Here is a 21,098-nt window from a genome sequence, read left to right as displayed (position 1 = left end):
AGCAGTGCTCGCCGCGAGGGACGGCTGACGTATGCACAGCGTGGTCATATGCGCAGCATGGTCGTTTGCACAACGTGGTTGTTTGCACAACGTGGCTGTTTGCACAGCGTGGTCGTTTCCAGGCACACATTCACACTGGAATCACAACTCAACGCATGACGCACAGTCCACACGCCGCAGACACCCTCCGGAGCCGCAACCGGCGAACGGGCCGATGTGGCGGAGAAGGTCAGTGATCTGCGCAATAGCGGGACTCAGACGACGAACAGGCCATTACCGTAGCGGGCATGCCGCAAGCAGGACTTGCCTGGCAGACACTGCACGATGCCGGCGCACTCGCACTGGTCGACACCGCGTCCCACCGGGCCGCCGCGGTCGCGCGACCGTGTACGCCCGAGTTGGATATCGCCGACATCGTGGAATCCGAACGCCTAGTCCAGGCCTGGGCGGAGACATCCACACGAGGAGAGGCCGAGGAAGCACTGGCGGGACGGCTCACAGCCGACCCCGCGAGACTCCTGCGGTCACTGAGCTGGCTGTTGGCGATGTGGGCGGTGACGCTGCATCTGCGAACCGGTGAACAGCCACACACGGTCATCCGGTCGTTGACCTACCGCGGGGTCTGGCGCAGCGCCGAGGCACCGCACTGCGAGGGTGTCTGGGAATCGCTCAGCCAACGGGTCCGCATCGGCGCGCTGGCCGCGCTGACCGGGGACGCCGACGCCGCGCACGCATTCCGGCTGGCGATCTGCCAGCCGTCCGGAATCGCTGAAGTGCTGCTGTACCACGCGCTGTCGGTCATGGCCGACCTCGCCCGCAACATGCATGCCATCGGTGTCGACCCGACTGACCTGGCCCGCACACTCGCCGCGTACACCAGCGAGCCGCCCGCCATCCAGCCCGCGTCCTTCCGCCCGCTGAGCTGAGTTGACCGGACCGGACCGTTGCACCGGCGCTGCCCTCGGGCGCCGGGATGTGATCGGTGTGGGTGGCTCAGACACCGTGCCGCGGCCATGCGACAGTTGGATGTCCGGTGTGGCGGCGACTGGGAGTGGCGAGTGACGGTAGCGAAACGGACGGAGATACCCGCCGCGGTCGTGGCCGGTCGTCGCCTGCGCGCATTGGAGATCGTCGAGGCCGCGGTTCTCGTCGACCTGGTGATCGCGATCTGTCTGGTGGCACGTTTCCTTCCGCTCGGCTGGTTGCTCACGGTTCCGGCGGCGGTTCCGGCTGCGGTGCTGGCTGCGCGCTGGCGGCTGCGGGCGGGGATCGCGGCGATCGTCGCCGCCATCGCCGTCGCCGTCCTCATCGGCGGCACCGGGTTCGCCATCACCATCACCTCCTGCATGATGACCGGAACGCTGCTGGGCACGGCCCACCGTCGAAGGTGGGGTCTCCTACGCACGGCGGCTGCGAGCGTCGGTGTGCTGTGGGTGCCGGTCGCACTGGTCATGGACGCGATGTTCGGCGTTCTCACCGAGCTGCGCACACTGGTCCTCGCCGAGATCGTCAACAGCTGGGACGGTGCCCGGACCAGCATCGCGCGGCTCGGGATGGCGCCGGACAACCCCGGCCTGGCGGCTGCCGACTCGGTCGTCCACTGGGGCGCGACGCACTGGTGGGCGCTCCTACCGACCGCGCTGCTGGCGAACACGGCGGTGAACGTGCTCGCCACCGCTGTGCTGACCCGTCCGGTGCTGCGCCACCTCGCCGCCGGCGCGCCATCGGCGCGGACCGATCATCCCAACCCCCCGGCGTGGTTCCCCGCCGGACGGCGGTCTGCGCCAGGGCAGCCGGATCCGCACGCCCGTTCACAGCGGCCAGACCGCTGGCAGGCACACCCTCATGCACAGCCCTGTCCGCAGACCCGGCCCCTTCCCCTCCGGCTGGAATCGGTGGCCTACCGTTATCCCGGCGCGTCACGGGACGCCGTCCACGACGTGTCACTCACCATCTGGCCGGCCGAGTTCGTGGCGATCCTGGGCGCCAACGGATCCGGGAAGTCCACCCTCGCCCGCATCATCGGTGGCTGGAGCCCTACCAGCGGACGGGTACTGCGGCCCGGTGACTGCGCGCTGGGCCGACCCGGCGGCACGTCCATGATTTTCCAGCGGCCGGAGTCACAGGTGCTGGGTGTGCGTGTCCGCGACGACATCGTGTGGGGCCTGGCCGACGGTGGCCAGGCGGTCGATGTCGAGGCGCTGCTGGCAAAGGTCGGGCTCGCCCAGCTCGCGGACCACGAAACCGCGACGTTGTCGGGCGGACAGCTGCAACGGCTGGCGGTCGCCGCCGCACTCGCGCGGGCACCGAGTCTGCTCGTCTCCGACGAGTCCACCGCCATGGTGGATGCTGACGGCCGCCAGCAGCTCACCGAACTGCTGGCACGCCTTCCCGACGAGGAGGGGGTCGCGGTCGTGCACGTGACCCACCGCCGTGCCGAGGCGATGCGGGCACATCGTCGCATCATGCTCGACAGCGGCCGAATGACACCGGCGGACGGCTCGCGACACAGCCCGCTGCGCTGTGCACCGGCCGATCCGTGCCCGAACCCGCGCCGACCGGCAGGCCCGCCGGGTGCGATCGTGACCGCCGGGACGTCCCCGCTGGTGTGTCTCGACGGTGTCGGGCAGGTTTACTCATCCCGATCACCATGGGCACACCGAGCGCTGACCGACGTATCCTTCCAGCTCGACAGCGGCGAATCGATCATAATCGGTGGTCGCAACGGATCGGGAAAATCGACGCTCGCGGCCGTCCTCGCCGGTCTGCTCAGTCCGTCGGAAGGCGACGCCCGCATGTCCGGTCGCCCGCTGACCGCATGCCCCGGCGAGATCGGACTGGCCGTTCAACACTCCCGGCTTCAGCTGCTGGCGCCTACCGTGGGTGCTGACGTACGCGCCGCAGCCGGGGTGAGCGCCGCCGCCGCCGACGATGCGCTGGCCGCGGTCGGCCTGGACCCTGCGCTGTTTCGGGACCGACGGGTGGAGAACCTCTCCGGCGGGCAGATGCGCCGCGCCGCGCTCGCCGGACTCATCGCCCGCCGACCCCGCCTGATGATCCTCGACGAACCGCTGGCGGGGCTCGACACCCCGTCGAGACACACCCTCATCAGGGTGCTCGCGGACCTTCGCATCCGCACCGGGCTGACGCTGGTCGTGGTATCCCACGACTTCGAAGGTCTGGCCGAGGTGATAGACCGGATGCTCGTCCTGGACGCCGGACGGGTGGTCCACGACGGCCCCTTCCACGGTGATCGGCCACGGTGCGTACCGACAGCCGGCCCTGCGGCCACCGCCCGCATCGGTTCCCACACGCTCCCCCAGCCTCGCCGCGCACCGCTCACCGCTCGTGCGCAGCGCTCGGGGATCATCGGCACCGCAGGTCCCCACGTCCCACCGCTGCCGCTATCGGCTCCGGCTCCGGCGCCGGCGCCGGCTCCGGTCACCGTGGCTGCATCCCAGGGGCAACCGCCATCCCCATCGCCATCCCCATCCCCATCCCCATCCCCATCGGAGCCATCGGAGCCCGACGTCCCCGTGCCCGCCACGTCCCGGCACCCGCATCGGTTGACCCGGCGGCGTTCGGCTGCGCGTGCCCGCCGAACCGAACCCAACCTCCTGCGCTACATCCCCGGCACCAGCCCGGTGCACCGGCTCTGGGCGGGCACAAAATTGATCATGATGGCCGCGCTCGGAATACTCATCGCACTGCGACCGTCGTGGCCGGTAATCGGTCTGGTCGCGGGATTCGTCGGGGTGTGCCTGGTGGTCGCCCGGATCCCGCCGGGCGCGGCACCGAGGCTGCCCCGTTGGTTCTGGTACGGCCTCCTGATCGGCGCCGCGCTCACCATGCAGTCACGCGAGGCACCGTTCATGGCGGTCGCGGGAGTGCAGTTGTCACTCGGCGGTCTCATGGAATGGCTGCGCCTGACGTCGGTCTCCATGACCATGTTCGCCACGGCCGCGCTGCTCGGGTGGACGACGCCGCTGTCGGATGTCGCGCCCGCCTTGGACCGGCTGATGACGCCGCTACGCAGGCTGCGGCTGCCAGTCGACGAATGGGTGGCGACGGTGGCGCTGGCTATCCGCTGCCTGCCTCTACTGGTTGACGAGATTCGTACACTGCTCGCAGTTCGCCGACTACGTACGGTCGAAGGATCGGCCTGGCCGCGCCGGCCGGCGGCGTTGGCCCGCCACGCGCGATGCGCGACCGAGCTGCTGTGCACCGCGATAGTCACGTGCCTACGACGGGCCGCGGAGATGACCGACGCGATCACCGCCCGGGGCGGCTTCGGCGCGGTCTCGCACCAGCCTGCGAGGCCCCGACGCGCAGACGTCGCCGCGCTCGCGGCCGTGGCAGGACTGTTCACCGCTGCACTACTGATCTGAAACCGGCTCCAGACGATCGTTACCGGACGCTCTAGGGCGTGCCTGATGGATCATCGTCCGCATCGACCAACATCCATCAGGCACGCCCTAAGAGCGACCGGCAATAGGGGACGCGGCGTCGCGGGGCTGGGGCACGCACCTCGCATCGTTGTCGTCGGTCGACACCCACAACCTCCGGTGCCTCCCTCCTCCGCCTCGCGATCTACGCGCCCCAGCCCCGCTCCTTCATCCACACCCCTATTGCCGGTCGCTCTAACCGAGAAAACCGTTGAGGCTGACTTCGCGCGTCTCGGGATCCACGTCCGACCCTTCGGCAAGCAGGTCCGTCAGCGGACGGGGGCGGCCGGTGAGGAACCCCTGCGCATAGTCCACTCCAAGATCACGAAGTGCCAGCGCCAGCGGTTCACGATCGACGTTCTCGGCAATGGTGTACATACCCAGGCAGCGCGCAACCCGCACCACGGCGTCCACCAGGACGGTGTCGGCCGGTGACGTATCCACGTGGCGCAGGAAATCGCCGTCGATCTTCACATTGGTGAATGGCAGGTTGCGCAGGTAGACGAACGAGCCCACGCCCGCGCCGAAGTCATCCAGGGTGAACCGGCATCCCGCGTCGGTGAGGGTCTCAGCGAGACGCCGTGCCGCGTCCAGGCTGGTCACCGCGACGATCTCGGGGATCTCCAGGCCGAGCTGAGATGGATCGACCCGGGCCGCACGCAGCGCCGAGAGGACGAACTGCCCGAATTCGGGGTCCGCGACGGACTGGCTGGAGATGTTCATGTGCAGGCGAAGCCGCTCCCGGCGAGCAGTGGCGGAGGCGAGCGCCGCCACCGCCTGCGCCAGCACCCAGCGGTCCAGGCTCAGCATGAGATCGCTGTGGGCGAGTGCGCCCATGAATTCGGCCGGTGCCAGGTCCGGTTGCCGACCGTCACGAAGTCGCACCAGCAGCTCGTATCCCTGTACCTGGCGGGATGACAGGTCCACGACGGGCTGCGCGTCCAACGCCATCAGACCCCCGTCAAGCGCGTCGCGCACCCGTTGTACCACCGAGACCCGCCGGGCAACGTGTTCATAACGCTCCGGGGTGAACAGCCGCGCACAGCCGCGTCCGGCTTCCTTGGCTTCGCCCAACGCAAGGTGCGCCCGAGCCAGTGCCATGTCGCTGTCGGCCGCGGATGGCAGCGAAACAACGCCGATACTGACGGTGATACGACTTGGCACGCCATCGACGATGATCGTATGCCGGGCGACCTTCTCGCACAGGGCGTTGGCGACGCCGAGTCCGTCCGGGCCGTTGTCGGACTCCAGGACAACGGCGAACTCGTCGCCGCCGAGCCGCCCGAGAACCGCACCGGGCAGGGTCTTGGCCAGCAGCTGGGCGAGAGCCCCCATCACCGCGTCGCCGACGGCATGGCCGCGCATGTCGTTGATGTCCTTGAAATCGTCCACGTCGACGAGCAGCAGGGTCCCGGCCGGCGCAGTCCTGTTCGACGCCGTCCCGGCCGACGCCGTCCCGTTCGACGCAGTCCTGTTCGACGCCGTCCCGGCCGACGCCGTCCCGTTCGACGCAGTCCTGTTCGACGCCGTCCCGGCCGGCGCCGTCCCGTTCGACGCGGTGTCGATGCCAGGGATGCCCTCGATGCGTTCGACGCCTGCGATGCGTTCGGACAGGAGCTTCGTCATCGCCTGGCGGTTGCACAGCCCGGTGAGCGGGTCGTGCGTCGTGAGGTGGACGAGATCCCGGCGTAGCCGGATCAGTTCGGTGACGTCATGGGCCGTACCCATGATCCGGATTGGTGTGCCTGCGTGATCGGTGAGGACATCGCCGTGGCATTCGAGCACACACTCGGTAACTCGGTCGGCCAGGTACATACGGTGAGTGAATTCAAATGGACTGACCTCGGCGATCGCCTGCTCCAGAGCCGCTTCGATCCGCGGTACATCGTCCGGGTGCATCAGCGACCGATAAGTGTCGTAGTCGAGATAGGTATCCGTGGGGTAGCCGAACATCGCAAGAAGCTCGTCGGACCACTCCACCTCGTTGGTGACCAGGTCCCACTCCCAGATGCCCGTCCGGGCGATCGTCTCGACACGACGGAGCCACCGTTGGCGCAGCTGTGCGAGATCCTCTTCATTGTGACGCACGGTATTGTCGACGATCTCATAGAGAACGTAGCCCCCGGTACCGGCCGTCCAGTCCCGGCCCGCGTCGCCGTCGGCCAGCGCGCGGCAACGGATCTCCAGCCACCGGGTGGTGCCGTCGGGCGCGTGCCACCTGGCTTCGCGCGGCTCCCCGTCCGGGACGAGTCCCGCCAACGGCAGTCCGGCCTCAGCGACGGCTAGTCGGGCGGCAACCATGTCGTCGAAACCGGTGTTGGTACGCACGAACACGCCGAGGCCGGTCGGATCCGGTGTCGCACTCTCCTCATGCACCATCGCACCGCCCGTCACAAGGGCGAACAGTGCCCGGTTAGCCCAGACCACACGACTGTCGGACGTCACCACCAGCAGTCCGGCGGACACTACGTCAGCCACCAAGCCGACCACGCTCGCGACCAACGGACCTCCTCGCGCATGTCAGCCCCGTGCACATCCCGGCTCATCACGCTACTTCCCGATCGAAGGCTGAGTGTAGCGGCAGTCGGGTGAGCACAGAACGTTAGGGCGTGTCCGGTGAATATTCACAGCCGCATCCGGTGATGGCACCCGCCTCGCCATGGCCCGTCCAGTGGGGTTTCACAGCCACTCCGGTCGAGGTCCGTCCACCTGTGGGACCCACCGATGGGACCCACCGATGGGACCCGCTGTCGGTTCAGCGATAGGTTCAGCTGTGCCGGATGCACCGGCCGCACGTCGTAACGGGATTATGCGGGCATGCCCACGTCCACTCGAATCGTCGTCGCGCCCAACGCTTTCAAAGGCACGCTGACCGCGAACGAGGCGGCACACGCCATGGCTGACGGGGTCGGTGACACCTACCAGCACGCGGACATCGTCATGCGGCCGGTGGCCGACGGCGGCGACGGAACCGTGGCCGCGGCTCTTGCCGCGGGCTTCACCCGTCATGAGGCCACCGTGTCCGGGCCGCTGGGAACCGCGGTGCGCGCAGCGTTCGCGATTCGAGACGATGCCGCGGTGCTGGAGATGGCGGAGGCATCCGGCCTGCGGCTCATGCCACGGGGACGGCTCGCGCCGCTGGTGGCGTCCACTGTCGGTACCGGTGAGCTGGTGCGCGCCGCACTGGACGCCGGAGCCCGACGGCTACTGCTCGGAGCGGGCGGAAGCGCGACGACCGACGGGGGCGCCGGGATGGCCTCCGCGCTGGGTGTCAGATTCCTGGACCGGGCAGGCCGGCCCCTGCCGCCCGGTGGCGCCGCCCTATGTGATCTTCATACGATCGATGTCAGCGGTCTGGATCCACGGCTCGCCCACGCCGAGATCACCCTCGCGGCTGACGTTGACAGTCCGCTGCTCGGGCCGCACGGTGCGGCGGCGGTCTTCGGCCCGCAGAAGGGCGCGGGACCAGCCGACGTCGCCGTCCTCGAAGAGGGGCTGCGCACACTCGCCAACCGACTCGACGCGCAGCCTGGGGATGTCGCGGGCATCCCGGCAAGGGATGCGATGCTCACCGCGGGCGCAGGCGCAGCCGGCGGTCTCGGATTCGGCGCAATGGCCTTCTTCGGCGCGCAGGTACGGCCGGGCGCAGAGCTGCTCCTCGATCTCGTCGACTTCGACGCAGCCTTGGACGGCGCCCGCCTTATGATCACCGGCGAGGGCGCGTTGGACGCGTCGACCCTGCGGGGCAAGGCTCCAGCGGTCGTCGCGAGCCGGGCCCAGGCGGCCGGTGTCGCGGTCATCGCGGTCTGCGGACGGGTAGACCTCGACCCGGGTGTCTGGCGGGATGCCGGCTTCACCGCCGTCTTCACCGTCCACCCGATGGCCACCCTCGCCGGCACCGCCGAGACGGTGGGGGTGCCGGCGTTGGTCGGCCGGGCCGAAGCGGCCCGGAGACTACGGCGCACAACAGCCGAAGCCGTCCGCAGCATGCTGTCCTGAGCACAGGTAGCGCCCCAGCGCCCACCACCGGTCAGTCGTGGATCTGCTGCGAGAGGTAGTGCGCCTCCCCGACCTGGGCGAGTAGCTCGATCTGGGCGTCCAGCCAGTCGATGTGCTCCTCCTCGGAGACGAGGATTCCCTCCAGGAGGACGGCCGAGCCGACATCGTCACGGGAACGGGTCAGGACGATCCCCTCGCGCAGCAGGCCGCATGCCTCGATCTCGTGGGTCCGGTCGGAGTTCAGTTGCTCGACGACGGTCTCACCGACGCGCAACGTGTTCAGCCGCTGGAGATTCGGGAGCCCGCCGAGGTAGAGCACCCGGCGCACCAAGGTGTCAGCGTGGCGCATCTCATCGATCGACTCGTCATAGGTGTGCGTGCCCAACCGGTGGTAGCCCCAGTTGAGCTGCATCCGCGAGTGCAGGAAGTACTGATTGACGGCTGTCAACTCATTGGTGAGGACGCGATTGAGCAGTTCGACGATTTCCGGGTCGCCCCTCACTTGAAACCTCCGCTGTGTCAGCCCGACGGGACGACCGGACGGACACGGCGATGATCGGTCAGCAACTCCTCGATCTCGTCGAGGCAGCCACCACACCCGGTACCTGCGGCGCAGAGGTCACCCACATCACCCGTGTCGCGAGCGCCCGACTCGATCACGCCGCGCAACGTCCGATCGTTTACAGCAAAACATGAACAGACCAGCACCGCACCTCACCACGCCCATTCAGGAGCTGTTCACCGCGTCACCCAGCGGAGGTTCCACACAGCTGGAATGATCAACGGGAACGCTCGCTACTCAGCCCTCGCTACTTAGCTAAAGCTTCCCTAATAGTGCCCAGACAGGAGAGTCTCACACAGAAAGATCAAAAACAAGCAGGTCGACGTACCGCCTCGCCGTCACCCGGATCACAGTGCCCGCAACACCACTGCCGCATCCGGCTCGGTGACCCGGAAGCTGACGCTCTCCTCGACGTAGAGGTGGATCGTGTCCAGGGTACGGCCGGCATACCCGACCGAAAGATCCTGGCCGGACTCGAGGTCGAGCGCACCGAGGTCCACATCGTCGGCGCCCCGGTCGACATCGGCCAGCTCCCCGCATTCCAGCGTGAAGGACGTCCGCAGTTCAACCAGGGGCAGTACCCGCCGTAGCCGGGCCACGACGCCTTCTACCGGCGTCGTGGCAAGGGTCGTGACCCGCCCCAGCGTGGTCGCCGACGTGTCCCAGCCGTGCGGGCCGGAGAAATCGACCAGCTTGCGGGCGGCAAGGTTCGTGGTGAGCCTCGCCCGCGCCTCCCGGTCGATCATCGACCAGGACGCCTCGGTGAGCGGAGCGTGGTCACGCAGCAGATGATTCACCCGGTCACGCCCCGCAAGCTGCCGATGCCCAACGACCCGTCACCGCGCCCGGAGCCGATCGGCGCCGGATGCAGCATCCCGGACTGCTCGTGCAGCCCCATGCTCGTGTCAGCCACTCGCTGTACATACCACGTTGCGATACCACCAACCGTAACGACCCCATTCCGAACAGCGAGTTCACCCAGGGGAAGCTCCAACGCTGACAGTGGCCCCGGCGTCGTCGACGTCGGGGCCACTGTCAGAAACCGGCTACCAGAGACTGCGGGCGAGATCAGGCGTCAATCGCGCCCACCGGGTCACGTGCCGATCTTGCCACCGTCGATCTTGCGGATGACGACGGTCGCGGCCCGAGGGCGACCGGTCGGGTCGAACTCCGGCCAGTTACTCACAGCACGCGGATTGTCAACCGTCGGCGACCCCCACGCGGTCGTCGCCTCACCCGGGTGTTGGATGTTGACGAACATCGTCTCCTGGTCGGGCGTGGTGATGAGGCCGGTGATCTCACAGCCGCGGGGGCCGGTGAGGAACCGGCGGATCTCACCGGTCGACGGATCGGCGGCGAGCAGTGCGTTGTTGCCGATCCGGTCGTACTTGCGGGACGCGAGGTTCTGCGAGCTGTTGGAGATGTCCGTCTCGATCCACAGACGACCGTCGGGGTCGACCCAGAGCCCGTCAGGCGAACCGAACAGCGGCTGCGTCTCGGGCACGAACTGCCCCTCGGGCTGGTAGGCCGGGTCACCGGCGAACGCGAAGATATCCCAGGAGAACGTCGTCGCGGTGTTGTCGTGGCCCGTCTCGCGGAAGCGAAGGATATGGCCGTAGATGTTGGTGGCCCGGGGGTTGACCGGGGTGGGGCCGGCGCTGCCGTTCGTCAGCGTGACGAAGACATCCTTGGTGTGCGGGTGCACCGCGACCCACTCCGGACGGTCCAGCTTCGTCGCACCGAGGGCGTCGGCTGCCTGGCGAGCCCGGATGAGGACGTCGGCCTGATCCGCCCAGCCGCCCGCGGTGGTGAGGGGGCCGCTGCCCCATACCACCGGCAGCCACGTACCGGAGCCGTCCCCGTTGAACTGGGCAACGTAGAGCGTACCGTGGTCGAGCGGGCTCTTGCCCTGGGAAAGCAACCGCTTCCATGACGAGGTACCGACGAACTTGTAGAGATATTCCCGATTCTCGTCGTCACCGGTGTAGACAACGACCCGTCCGTTGTGCTCGGTGACGGTCGCGCCCTCGTGCTTGATACGGCCGAGCGCGGTGCGCTTGACCGGTGTCGAGCGTGGGTTGAACGGGTCGATCTCGACGACCCAGCCGAACCGGTTCAGCTCCTTGCGGTTGACCGCGAGGTCGAAACGGGCGTCAGCCTTGTGCCAGTTGTAACCAAAGCCGGCGCGGGTGACCCCGTACCGGCTCTCCAGTACCGTCGGCGTCCATGACGCGTCATCGGTACCGAAGTAACCGTTCCAGTTCTCCTCACACGCGAGGTAGGTACCCCACGGCGTGACTCCGTGGGCGCAGTTGTTCAACGTGCCCAGTGGCGGGTTGTTCGACGTCAGCTCGGGATGCTTCAGTGAGACCGGCCCGGAGAAGGCCACCGGAGTGGCACCGGTGATCCGGCGGTTGTAGCGCGAGTCGACCGGGCTCCACTTGCCGTTCTCCAACCGGATCTGGATGACGGTGACGCCGTGGGCAGCAAGAGCTTTGGCCACCTTCTCAGCGGTCATCGGCGTCGCCCCGTCCGGATTGAGCAGGACCTGGTCGATATACTCGTGGTTCACCACGAGCAACCCACGGCGGGGGCCGTCCCAACCACCGCCCTGCGGGAAGAAATGCATACCGTCGTGATGCATTCCCACCTGCTGGGCCTGCTCGGCAGCAGTATTGGAGCCATCCTTCTTCCATGCCGGTCCGGAGCTCAGCAACGGCGTGCCCCACGGAATCAGGACGTCGTAGGTGTAACCCTCCGGCACCACAACTGTGTCAGCCGTGCTCGTGGGCACCTCGGCGAAGCCCAGTAGCTGATGTGGCTTGCCCTTGTCCCGGTCAGAACCCGCCGAACCCGCCTCGGCCGCGGCGGCAGTAAGCACGCCGCCGCCGAGGAAACCCACCGTGGCCGCGGCAAGGCCGCCGCCAAGTGCCGCCCGCCGGCTGAAACGGGCAGCTATCAGGTCCGACAGAGCGGGATTGTCCGTTGGGTTGGATCCGATGTCATCGGTGTCGCGCACGCTTCCTCCGCTTCGATCCCGACGACGGTCCGTTCGTCGCCGGTCCCCCTGTGAGCGGATGCGACGTTAATCTGCCCATGGCTGAACTGGACGGCAGGCACACAAACCGGTGATGAACCCAGTCCCAACGCTTAGTGGTCGCTCTAAGGAGCGAGTGAGGAGATCTCCACCCTGCGGTTGGCGGCGCGGCCGGCGTCGGTGTCATTGGTCGCCACCGGATAATCGGCGGCGAACCCGGCAGTCCGCAGCTGCCCCTCCGGCACTCCGTGACTCGCCAGATAGGAGGCCGCGGAGTATGCCCGTGCCAGCGACAGGGCCTCGTTGATCGGCAGGGAACCCTGTGCGTCGGTGTGACCAGCCACCAGAACTCTGCGGGTACCGTCACGCAGCACCGCCGCGATCTGGTCGAGATGGGCACGATCGACGTCGGTGAGCTCCGCGCTGTCGGTCGCGAAGGTGACCCGGCCCGAGGCCACGGCGCCGGGAAGACGATCGGCCGGGGCGGTGCGATCGACCACGGCGTCGCCCGGCGGGGCGGGAGCTGGGGCTGCCGGTCGTACGGTCAGCCGGTTGTCCAGGGAGATCGCCGGCTGTGCGGTGCGCGCCGCGGCGAGCACCGCGGAGCCCAGCCTCGCGCGCTCGTCGGCATCGACCACCGTTCCCTCGACGACCACCGTAGAGCCGATGATCGTCGCCTGATGTTCGCCCGTCACCGCGGTCAGCGATCGGACCAGGTCCCCGAGTGCCCGCACCGGTGGTGCGGCCGCCTCGGGGTCAACCGCGACCTGCCCTGTCAACGTGCCGGAACTCGCTGCGGCTGCCGCACCGAGAAGCCGCTCCCGTGCATCACGGTCAGGTACCGTAGCGGTGACGGTAAGCGATCCGCCGTCGACGACAATCACCAACGGCTTCGCAACGACACCCGGCACCGGCACCGGCACGATCCGAACATCACCGGCCAGCGTGGCTGACCGCGCGCCGGACATGTGCGCGACGGCCTGGCGGGCCGATTCGGCAGCTGCAACGCTGGGGAACGTCCCATGCACGGTCGCATCCCGGCCGTCGAAGGTCACATCCGCTCCGGCTTGGCCGCTGGAGCGGACCGCCGAGGCCGCCCGCCTGGACAGCTCGTTTTCGATCGGCCCACGCCGCAGGCCGAACGCAAGCAGCGCGAGCAGCAGCCAGGCGACGACAAGAGACACCGCGAACACGACGGGACGAGGCCGCCGCACCGCAGCCAGTTGGGCCAAGGACATCGAAATGGTCTCCGCGCGGAATCTGCTGGCATACCGTCAGGACGCGCCACCACGATGCCTTCGGGCGACCCAACGGACCAGAAAAGTACGGCGAACAACCCCGCCGCGGGTCAACTGTCGCACATCGGGACGCCTGTCACATACACCGGGTCGGTCCATGCCGTATCCGGTGGACGTCGGTCGATGCGGGCGGGTGCGCCGCGGCCGCACCGACGATCGCGGCCGGCCGGGCCTGGGGCTCGACACGCTCGGACTCGACACGCTGGGGCTCGACACGCTGGTCGACCGGGTCCACGAGGCCGTCACGACACCCTCGCCGGTGCGCCACGCGGATCACGACCGCTGCCAGCAAGGCTCCGAGCCCGAGCACCATCCACCCGGCGACGACATCGAGCACGTAGTGGTTGGCGGTGGCCATCACCACGAATGCCGTTGTGCCCGGGTAGATGACGGCGAGCGTCCTGACCCAACGGCGGCGGGCGAACCTGGCGACGCACCAGCCGGACCACAGCGCCCACGCGCAGTGCAGGGATGGCATGGCCGCGAACTGGTTGGCAAGACCTGCCAGCCCCCGGGGCGCCGCGCTGGTGCCGCCACCCCACCAACCCCAGTCGTGGAACGACGCCATGGTGTCGACGAACCCAGCACCGGGCAACAGCCGTGGGGGGGCTGTCGGCAGGAGGATGAACCCGACAAGGCTGATCACGGTCGCGCACAGAATCGTCCAGCGAGCCCGCAGGTAGTGGCCGGGACGTTTGCGGTAGAGCCACACGAGGATGGCGGGCGTCACGATGAAGTGCAGGGTCGCATAGTAGTAACAGCTCGCCACCGCGAGCACGGGGATGCCCTGGAGCCAGTGGTTCAGCCCACCCTCGACGTTGAGATGGAGGTCCGCCTGGATGCGTAGGAGATCCCACCCGACCGCGAGCGCATCCCGCTCGGATCCGTCCGCCACCGCGCGAGTAGCCGTGTAGGTGTAGTAGAAGCCGATGATCATAACGGCTTCTATCCACAACACCGGCAGTCCGTCCGACCTGCGGCGCAAGCGGATCACCCGTGACCTCCCCGGATTCGACCTGAGCCCCCCGGTGTGCCTGTTTTCGACCTTCTCCTGCCTACCCAGACACCCCACCTTTCGCTCAACGTGTTCAGTCAAGTACCTTTGCGTCACCAGCTGCAGTACCGACAACGGATCGTTCCCGGGGGTAGCGATGACGCACCCGATAGTCGGCGTGCCGCCCGATGCGGCACGTCCCATACCCGCTGGCGGCGAGGAGTCGACATTCGCCGCCACGCCGTCGGCCAGGATGTCCGTGACGCTGTCCGCCACGGCGTCCGCGGTGATGTCCTCCGCGGCTCAGCCGACGTCCGCGACCACATCCATCGACTGTGAATCAACATCCCTCCCCCTTCCTGCAACGGGTTTCACCCCTGCGGCCGGTGGCCGCCGCCGGTCGCCGCATACACCGGCCATCCCACGGCGACGCGGCGAGGTCCTGGCGGACGCGATCCACACCGCCGTGGTCGAACTGCTCGCCGAATACGGCTACGGCACGTTGACAATGGATCTTGTAGCGGCACGGGCACGGGCGGGCAAGGCCACGCTCTACCGCCGGTGGTCCTGCAAGCTCGACCTGGTAATCGACACAGTGTGGCGTCTCGAGCACTGCTCCGTCACCGACCCGGACACTGGAAGTTTTCGCGAAGACCAGCTCCTGCTGCTGCATGAATTCGCCAACGTACTTCGCGGACGCCAGGGTGCGGTGACCGCGACCCTTGTCGGCGAGCTCACCCGACATCCCGATCTCGCCGTAGCCCTGCGCACAGTCCTCCTTCACCAGCGCCGGGCCGTCCAGATGACCATCGCCGAACGAGCCATCGCGCGCGGCGATGTCCGCTGTGGTGCTCCATGGCCGCTGGTCAACGAAATCGGACCATCCCTGCTGTTCGGCCGACACCTCATCTCGGGTGAATCTGTGGACCACAGTTACATAGTCGACGTTGTGGACGACATAGTCATGCCTCTCGTTGTCATGCCCGCCGGTGTCAAAACCACCAGTATCAAGACCACCAGTATCAAGACCATCAATATCAAGGCCATCATCGAGACACCTGGATAACATATCGAACCTACGTTCGAATCATAGCAGGTGACCTGCTGGTGCACTCTCGCCGCTGAACTGCGCCCACATCCGCGCGTACCTACCGTCGGCGCGTATCAACTGAGCATGCGGACCCTGCTCGACGATCCGGCCGGCGTCCATCACCACCACCCGGTCCGCGCGAGCAGCAGTGGTCAGCCGATGGGCCACCACGAGGGTGGTCCGTCGCCGCGCGACCCGGTCGGTCGCCTCGGTGACCGCAGCCTCGCTGGCCAGGTCCAGCGAGGCGGTTGCCTCGTCGAGAAGCAGGATGTCAGGGTCGGCGAGCTCGGCCCGGGCGAGCGCGAGCAGCTGGCGCTGCCCGGCGGACAGGCCCCGGCCGCGCTCGCCGACCGGATTCAGATAACCACCGGGCAAACAAGTGATCATTGCATGCGCCCCGACGGCACGTGCCGCAGCCTCCACCTCGGCGTCGGTGGCCGCCGGGCGGGCGTAGGCGATCGTGTCGCGGACCGTCCCGGCGAACAGGAACGGCTCCTGCGGGACGACTCCCAGCCGATGGCGGTAGCCGACCAGGTCGAGCCGCGTCACGTCGGTACCGTCGATGCGGACCACACCCCCGGTGGCGTCGTAGTAACGCGCGACCAGCTTGACGACCGTCGATTTGCCGGCTCCGGTCTCGCCCACCAGTGCGACGGTCTCCCCGGCGGCCACCCGAAGGTTCACCCCGTCCAGCGCGGGACGCTCGGCGCCGGCGTACTGGAACCGCACACCGTCCAACTCGATCCCGCCCGCAAGCCGACCGACCGGTACCGGATCGGGCCAGGCCGGGGTGGAGGTGGGTGTGCGCAGCAGATCCGACAACCGACGCAGACCCACCTTGGCCTGCTGGTAGCCGTCGAACACCTGCGACAGCTGCTGGATCGGGGAGAAGAACAGGCCGATGTAGAGCAGGTAGGCGATGAGCCCGCCGGTGGTCAGCGACCCGGACGCGACGAGCCCGGCGCCGGCGCCGAGAACGAGCGCGGCCGCCAGCTCCGAGCAGAACTCCATGAACGGGAAATACATCGCGATGAGGCGCTGCGCCCGTAGCCGTGACTCCCGGTAACGCTGTGCGAGACCACGGAAGTCAGCCAGGTTGCGCTCCTCGCGGCGGAATGCCTGTACGACCCGGATGCCGGCGAGGTTCTCCTGCAACGCGGCGTTGACCGCGCTGACCCGCTCTCGTGACTCGACGTAAGCCGCCGACGCCCGTGTCCGGAAAAGCATCGTGATGACGACGCCGACCGGCACCATCGGCAGCACGACCAGGGCCAGCCGGGCGTTGAGGACCACCAACGCCAACCCCACACCGACGAACGACAGCACGCTGACCACGGCGGTCGTCAGTCCGGTCTGTAGAAACGTCGACAGTGCGTCGACGTCCGTGGTCATCCGGGTCATGATCCGACCCGAGAGCTCACGTTCGTAGTAGTCCAGGCCGAGGCGTTGCAGCTGGGCGAATGTCTTCACCCGCAGGATGAACAGCAGACGCTCACCCAACCGTCCGGTCACCTGAATCTGGAAGACCTGCGCGACCCAGGCCGTGAGCACGACGGCGAGCGCCACCGCGGACGTCATGATCAGTACTGCTCCCGCGGTCCGCGACACGCCCGCGTCCACCCCGTGCCGCACCAGGGCTGGCAGGGCGAGACCCGCCCCCGCGTCCACCACCACGAGCAGTAGACCCAGGGCGAGCAGTGCGTGCGCCCCACCCAGAAGATGACGCAACGAGAACGCAGAGTCACCGACAGCGGCGTCAGCTGTGCGCACACCGACCGGCTCGGTCGCCGGCGGCAGCGCCTCGACGCGCGCGAGCAGCTCAGGGGTGGCGGGTGCGTCCCCGGCCCCGGCCGCGGCCCCGACACCGCGGCGCCGGCCGCCGGTCGATATCGCGGGCGACCACCGCCCGAGCGGAGCGGACCACATGGCGCCACCGCGCCCGCCAGCCGGCGCCGGCGGAGACATGGCGACGGGTGCCTGCCGGGGCGCAGGTGCAGTCGCCGCCGGGCCGCGAACCTGGCCGCCCACCAGCACGGTGTAGGGCGCGCAACGAGCCGAGAGTTCCTCGTCGGTGCCGACGTCGACCAGGCGCCCGGCGTCGAGCACCGCAATGCGATCGGCCAACTGCAGAGTGGATCGACGGTGGGCGATCAGAAGCGTGGTCCTGCCACGCATGATCTCTCGCAACGCGGCATGGATCTCGGCCTCGACCCGGACGTCGACCGCGGACGTCGCGTCGTCCAGGACCAGGATGGGCGCGTCGATCAGCAGGGCGCGGGCCAGCGCGATCCGCTGGCGCTGCCCGCCGGAGAGCGTGAGCCCCTGCTCACCGACGACCGTGTCGTAGCCGTCGGTGAGATCGCGGATAAAGCCGTCCGCCCGGGCTGCCCGGGCCGCGGCCACAATCGAGGCGTCATCCGCGTCCGGACGTCCGTAGCTGATGTTGGCACGAACCGAGTCGGAGAACAGAAAGCTGTCTTCGAATACCATCGCGATCTGCGCCCGCAAGGATCTCAGGGTCAGCGCCCGGATGTCGTGGCCGTCCAGGCGCACTGTGCCGGTGTCCGGGTCGTAGCTGCGGGACAGCAACGCGGCCACCGTCGACTTGCCCGAACCGGACGCGCCGACGAGTGCAAGGGTCTCGCCCGGTTCGAGCCGCAGGCTCACCCCGTCGAGCACCGGGCGATCCCGGCGGTAGCCGAATGTGACGTTGTCGAGCTCGATACTTCCCCGAGCCCGAGCGAGCCGCTGTGCCTGCGACCGTTCGGTGATGACGGGGTGAGTGTCGATGACCTCGAAGACACGGATCGCGCTGGCTCGGGCCTGCTGGCCGACGGTCAGCAGGCCGGCCAGCATCCGGGTCGGTGCGACCAGCTCGCCGAGATAGGTACTGAATGCCAGGAAGGTGCCGAGGCTGATACGGCCCCGCAACGCCAGCCAGCCGCCCAGCGCCAGCACCCCGACCTGCCCGAGAGCCGGCATCGCCGCCAGCGCGCTGGTGTACCGGCTGGTGAAACGGACCGCGCGCATCCGCAGCGAGAACAGGGTGCGGGCAGCCGCGGCCAGCCTGGCCAGCTCCCGCTCCTCCTGCCCGAAACCCTTGACCACCCGCACACCCGCGGTGGTTTCCTCCACCACTGCGGCGACCTCGCCGGCCTGCTGCTGGGCCACCCAGGTCGCCGGAAAGACGGTCCGCCGGGCCCGCATCCCGATGATCATAACTAGCGGCCCGACCGCGAGCGCGAGCAGTGTCAGCAGCGGGGAGAGCACCATCATGATCATGATGGCGAGCACGAAAAGCAGGAGATTCCCGCTCATCAGCGGCAGAAATGCCAGCAGGCCCTGGACGACGGTGACATCAGAGCCGGCCCGGCTGACGATCTGGCCGGTCCGGAGCCTGTCCTGGCGGACTCCGTCCAGACGCGCGAGCGCGGCGAACACCGCGTCCCGCAGATCGTACTGAACGTCGAGGGCCAGGCGTCCGCCGACATAGCGACGGACGAACCCGGCGGCAAACCGCAGCACCCCGGCTGCGAGCAGCGCGATGACGTAGGGCGCGAGCGGTTGCCGACGCGCCACCACGACATTGTCGATCACCGCGCGTTCGATCAACGGCGTGACCGCGGCGATGGCGGTACCGAACACCGCAGCGCCGAACGCCAAGACGACGTTGCGCCGGTACCGCAGGACGTGCCCGGTCAACCGGCGCAGCCAGCGTTGGCGGGACGCCGGGGCGCCGGCTGACCCCGACGGCGTGGTACCGCCGGGATCGGATCGGGTGCTGTTCGCGCGAACCTCCCGGGATGAGTGGTCTGGACAACCGTCCTCAACCATCCCAGGAGATCATCGCGTCCCGGTTACCGACGGTGTTACCAGTGCATCATCGGCGGGGCGCCGCCACCGGTGGCATCGATGGGTATCAGGAGCGGACCGCCGGCGGGCTGGCCCCGACGCCGGCGGCACGATCGGCCTGCGTCTGCCCGGCACTTTGCGTATCGGTGAGCGGCAGGGCACTGCCCGCGCTCCACCGCTCCCAGGAGATCGACCACTCATTGCCCAACTGCGAAGTGTCCGGTGGACGGCCGGAGTTCCGCACGTCGACGATGTCACCCAACCGGCTGAACCGATAGAACCACTCAGCGTCCGCCGGGGAGGCGTTGATGCAGCCGTGCGAGACGTTGTCCTCCCCCTGGGACGCTACCGACCACGGCGCCGAGTGCACATACTCGCCACCGCTGGTGAACTGCACGTTCCACTGCACGGTCTCGTAGTAGTAGTCCGGATCGCCCTTGGGAATTCCGACGGTCGCGGAGTCCATAATGACCGTCGCCGCAGTGCCGATGACATTGTGTGGACCGTTCATGGTCGGCAGCGTCGGCCTGCCGAGACTTACCGGAAGGCTCCGTTGCAGGACGCCGTCCCGGTACACCTTCATGGTGTGGGTCGCCGCATCGACATAACTGACCTGAGCCGGCCCGATGATGAAATCCATGGCCCGGTCCTTCACCCCGAAACGGTTGCCACCGGCGTCGAAGCCCGCGAGGTTCGCCTCGACGTGAACGCGGGTACCCGCCTTCCAATACTGTTGCGGGCGCCAGCGCACGACCGTGTTCGAGGCCCAGTTCCAGGCACCGTTGACCGGTGGATTCGCGGTGACCATGAGGCGTCGCTGCACGGCGGCACGGTCTGCGACCGGCGCGCTGAAAGTCAGCGTGATCGGCGTACCTATCCCGACGGTCTGCCCGTTGACCGGTCCCCACGAGACCTTGAGGGAATTCGCCGGATTCACCGTGGTGAAAATCGCGCCGGCGACCGTTGTGCCCGATATACCCGGGGCCGCTGAGGTCTGCGCGGTCACCTGGTACCGCGTGTCGGCGAACAGCCCGTCACTGGACGTCCAGGTCATGGCGTCCGCGGAAAGCTGCCCCCGCAGAACTCCCGCGGCGGTTTCCTGGGACTTGCTGGCGTTCCGGATTGCGGTCACAGACTGTAGCGGAGCATTGCTGTGTACAACTACGGTGCCGGTGACCGGCACGCCCTCGGCACCGTCCGCGGGAGTGATGACGACCAGCGGTGCCGCCGCGGTCGGCGTCGCCGGTGCCGGTGCGCCGGTCACCGGCTTGTCCGCAGCCCGAGGAGAACACGACAGGACCGCGGTCCCGACAAGCACCGTCGCGATGACGCTCGACAGCAACGGTCCACGTGATCCGAATATGCGCGGTACCGGGTGCGCCCACATCATCGACCGACACCTCTTGAGTGACGTCCCCTCATTCACAGCCGGACCGTACCCAGCCATACCGACAAACGACCTGTCGATCATTAAAATAGCCAGTGTCAATCGGACGACCACAACCATTCGTAGAACACTCGAATACAGAGAGTAGTGCTGCTTGGCTGTGATCCATTGCCCCTCCCCTGTCGTCCCGTCCGACGCGCGCCGCCTCCCAGAAGTTGCGTCCGGCCGGCGTCCAGAGCCGTGCCCGCCAGGCGGTTCCCCGAATCAACGACACGGACCGGTCACCCGAATAGGAGTACCGGTAGCGTCGCGCAGCGTTCGGGCGCGCCCGTTCCATCACCGACGCCCGGTACGACCGCCCGATACCAGACGCGCGGGAGGATGCCGCCGGCGTAGACCACCCGGCAATCCCCCGGTTCACTGTCCGATGCCCC

General features: G+C 68.1%; 13 protein-coding genes. 4 read left to right on the top strand and 9 right to left on the bottom strand.

Annotated elements, in window-relative coordinates; genetic code table 11:
- Window positions 1–287: 287 nt before the first annotated feature.
- Together U9978_RS06970 and U9978_RS06965 are read left to right on the top strand one after the other, a co-directional pair.
- Window positions 288–926 carry a hypothetical protein gene (locus U9978_RS06970; protein WP_322760225.1) on the top strand — a complete coding sequence of 213 codons (639 nt, stop codon included), beginning with the start codon at window positions 288–290 and terminating at the stop codon, window positions 924–926.
- A 132-nt stretch (window positions 927–1,058) separates the two neighbouring features.
- Window positions 1,059–4,388 carry a DUF2232 domain-containing protein gene (locus U9978_RS06965; protein ID WP_322760224.1) on the top strand — a complete coding sequence of 1,110 codons (3,330 nt, stop codon included), beginning with the start codon at window positions 1,059–1,061 and terminating at the stop codon, window positions 4,386–4,388.
- Between the two features lie 252 nt (window positions 4,389–4,640).
- On the opposite strand, the gene U9978_RS06960 is transcribed toward U9978_RS06965, so the two are convergent.
- Entirely contained in the window at window positions 4,641–6,923 is a 2,283-nt protein-coding gene (locus U9978_RS06960) for a putative bifunctional diguanylate cyclase/phosphodiesterase (protein ID WP_322760223.1), read from the bottom strand.
- Between the two features lie 339 nt (window positions 6,924–7,262).
- Here U9978_RS06960 and U9978_RS06955 point away from each other — a divergent pair, with 339 nt between their 5' ends.
- Window positions 7,263–8,444 carry a glycerate kinase gene (locus tag U9978_RS06955; protein WP_322760222.1) on the top strand — a complete coding sequence of 394 codons (1,182 nt, stop codon included), beginning with the start codon at window positions 7,263–7,265 and terminating at the stop codon, window positions 8,442–8,444.
- Between the two features lie 31 nt (window positions 8,445–8,475).
- On the opposite strand, the gene bfr is transcribed toward U9978_RS06955, so the two are convergent.
- The 6 genes from bfr to U9978_RS06925 form a co-directional block, all read right to left on the bottom strand.
- Window positions 8,476–8,946, bottom strand: a complete 471-nt coding sequence (bfr, locus tag U9978_RS06950; RefSeq protein ID WP_322760221.1) for a bacterioferritin — start codon at window positions 8,944–8,946, stop codon at window positions 8,476–8,478.
- Between the two features lie 17 nt (window positions 8,947–8,963).
- Complete coding sequence (locus U9978_RS06945; protein WP_322760279.1) at window positions 8,964–9,104, bottom strand: (2Fe-2S)-binding protein; 141 nt, start codon at window positions 9,102–9,104, stop codon at window positions 8,964–8,966.
- 249 nt (window positions 9,105–9,353) lie between these two features.
- Entirely contained in the window at window positions 9,354–9,803 is a 450-nt protein-coding gene (locus tag U9978_RS06940; protein ID WP_322760220.1) for a bacteriocin, read from the bottom strand.
- A gap of 296 nt (window positions 9,804–10,099) precedes the next feature.
- The gene (locus U9978_RS06935) at window positions 10,100–12,025 is read right to left on the bottom strand and encodes a PhoX family phosphatase (RefSeq protein ID WP_322760219.1); all 1,926 of its coding nucleotides are present in this window, start codon (window positions 12,023–12,025) and stop codon (window positions 10,100–10,102) included.
- Window positions 12,026–12,168: 143 nt separating this feature from the next.
- Complete coding sequence (locus U9978_RS06930; protein WP_322760218.1) at window positions 12,169–13,281, bottom strand: OmpA family protein; 1,113 nt, start codon at window positions 13,279–13,281, stop codon at window positions 12,169–12,171.
- Window positions 13,282–13,417: 136 nt separating this feature from the next.
- Complete coding sequence (locus U9978_RS06925; protein WP_322760217.1) at window positions 13,418–14,335, bottom strand: phosphatase PAP2 family protein; 918 nt, start codon at window positions 14,333–14,335, stop codon at window positions 13,418–13,420.
- A 157-nt stretch (window positions 14,336–14,492) separates the two neighbouring features.
- Here U9978_RS06925 and U9978_RS06920 point away from each other — a divergent pair, with 157 nt between their 5' ends.
- Complete coding sequence (locus tag U9978_RS06920; RefSeq protein ID WP_322760216.1) at window positions 14,493–15,401, top strand: TetR/AcrR family transcriptional regulator; 909 nt, start codon at window positions 14,493–14,495, stop codon at window positions 15,399–15,401.
- Between the two features lie 21 nt (window positions 15,402–15,422).
- Here U9978_RS06920 and U9978_RS06915 read toward each other — a convergent pair whose 3' ends face one another.
- Window positions 15,423–19,259: an ABC transporter ATP-binding protein gene (locus tag U9978_RS06915; protein WP_322760215.1), complete on the bottom strand. Its 3,837-nt coding sequence runs from the start codon at window positions 19,257–19,259 to the stop codon at window positions 15,423–15,425.
- Between the two features lie 85 nt (window positions 19,260–19,344).
- Complete coding sequence (locus tag U9978_RS06910; protein ID WP_416210874.1) at window positions 19,345–20,667, bottom strand: Ig-like domain-containing protein; 1,323 nt, start codon at window positions 20,665–20,667, stop codon at window positions 19,345–19,347.
- Between the last annotated feature and the right edge of the window lie 431 nt (window positions 20,668–21,098).

This window comes from Protofrankia sp. Cr2 (genome assembly GCF_963555885.1).
Classification (GTDB): Bacteria; Actinomycetota; Actinomycetes; order Frankiales; family Frankiaceae; genus Protofrankia.
The sequence above is the reverse complement of the archived record's forward strand: the minus strand, read 5'-3'. Positions and strand labels throughout refer to the sequence as shown.

Excerpts from the sequence above, each read along its gene's own strand:
- U9978_RS06910 (WP_416210874.1), bottom strand. The coding sequence starts at position 20,667 with ATGATGTGGGCGCACCCGGTACCGCGCATATTCGGATCACGTGGACCG.
- U9978_RS06920 (WP_322760216.1), top strand. The coding sequence starts at position 14,493 with ATGACGCACCCGATAGTCGGCGTGCCGCCCGATGCGGCACGTCCCATA.
- U9978_RS06955 (WP_322760222.1), top strand. The coding sequence starts at position 7,263 with ATGCCCACGTCCACTCGAATCGTCGTCGCGCCCAACGCTTTCAAAGGC.
- U9978_RS06970 (WP_322760225.1), top strand. The coding sequence starts at position 288 with ATGCCGCAAGCAGGACTTGCCTGGCAGACACTGCACGATGCCGGCGCA.
- U9978_RS06930 (WP_322760218.1), bottom strand. The coding sequence starts at position 13,281 with ATGTCCTTGGCCCAACTGGCTGCGGTGCGGCGGCCTCGTCCCGTCGTG.
- U9978_RS06915 (WP_322760215.1), bottom strand. The coding sequence starts at position 19,259 with ATGGTTGAGGACGGTTGTCCAGACCACTCATCCCGGGAGGTTCGCGCG.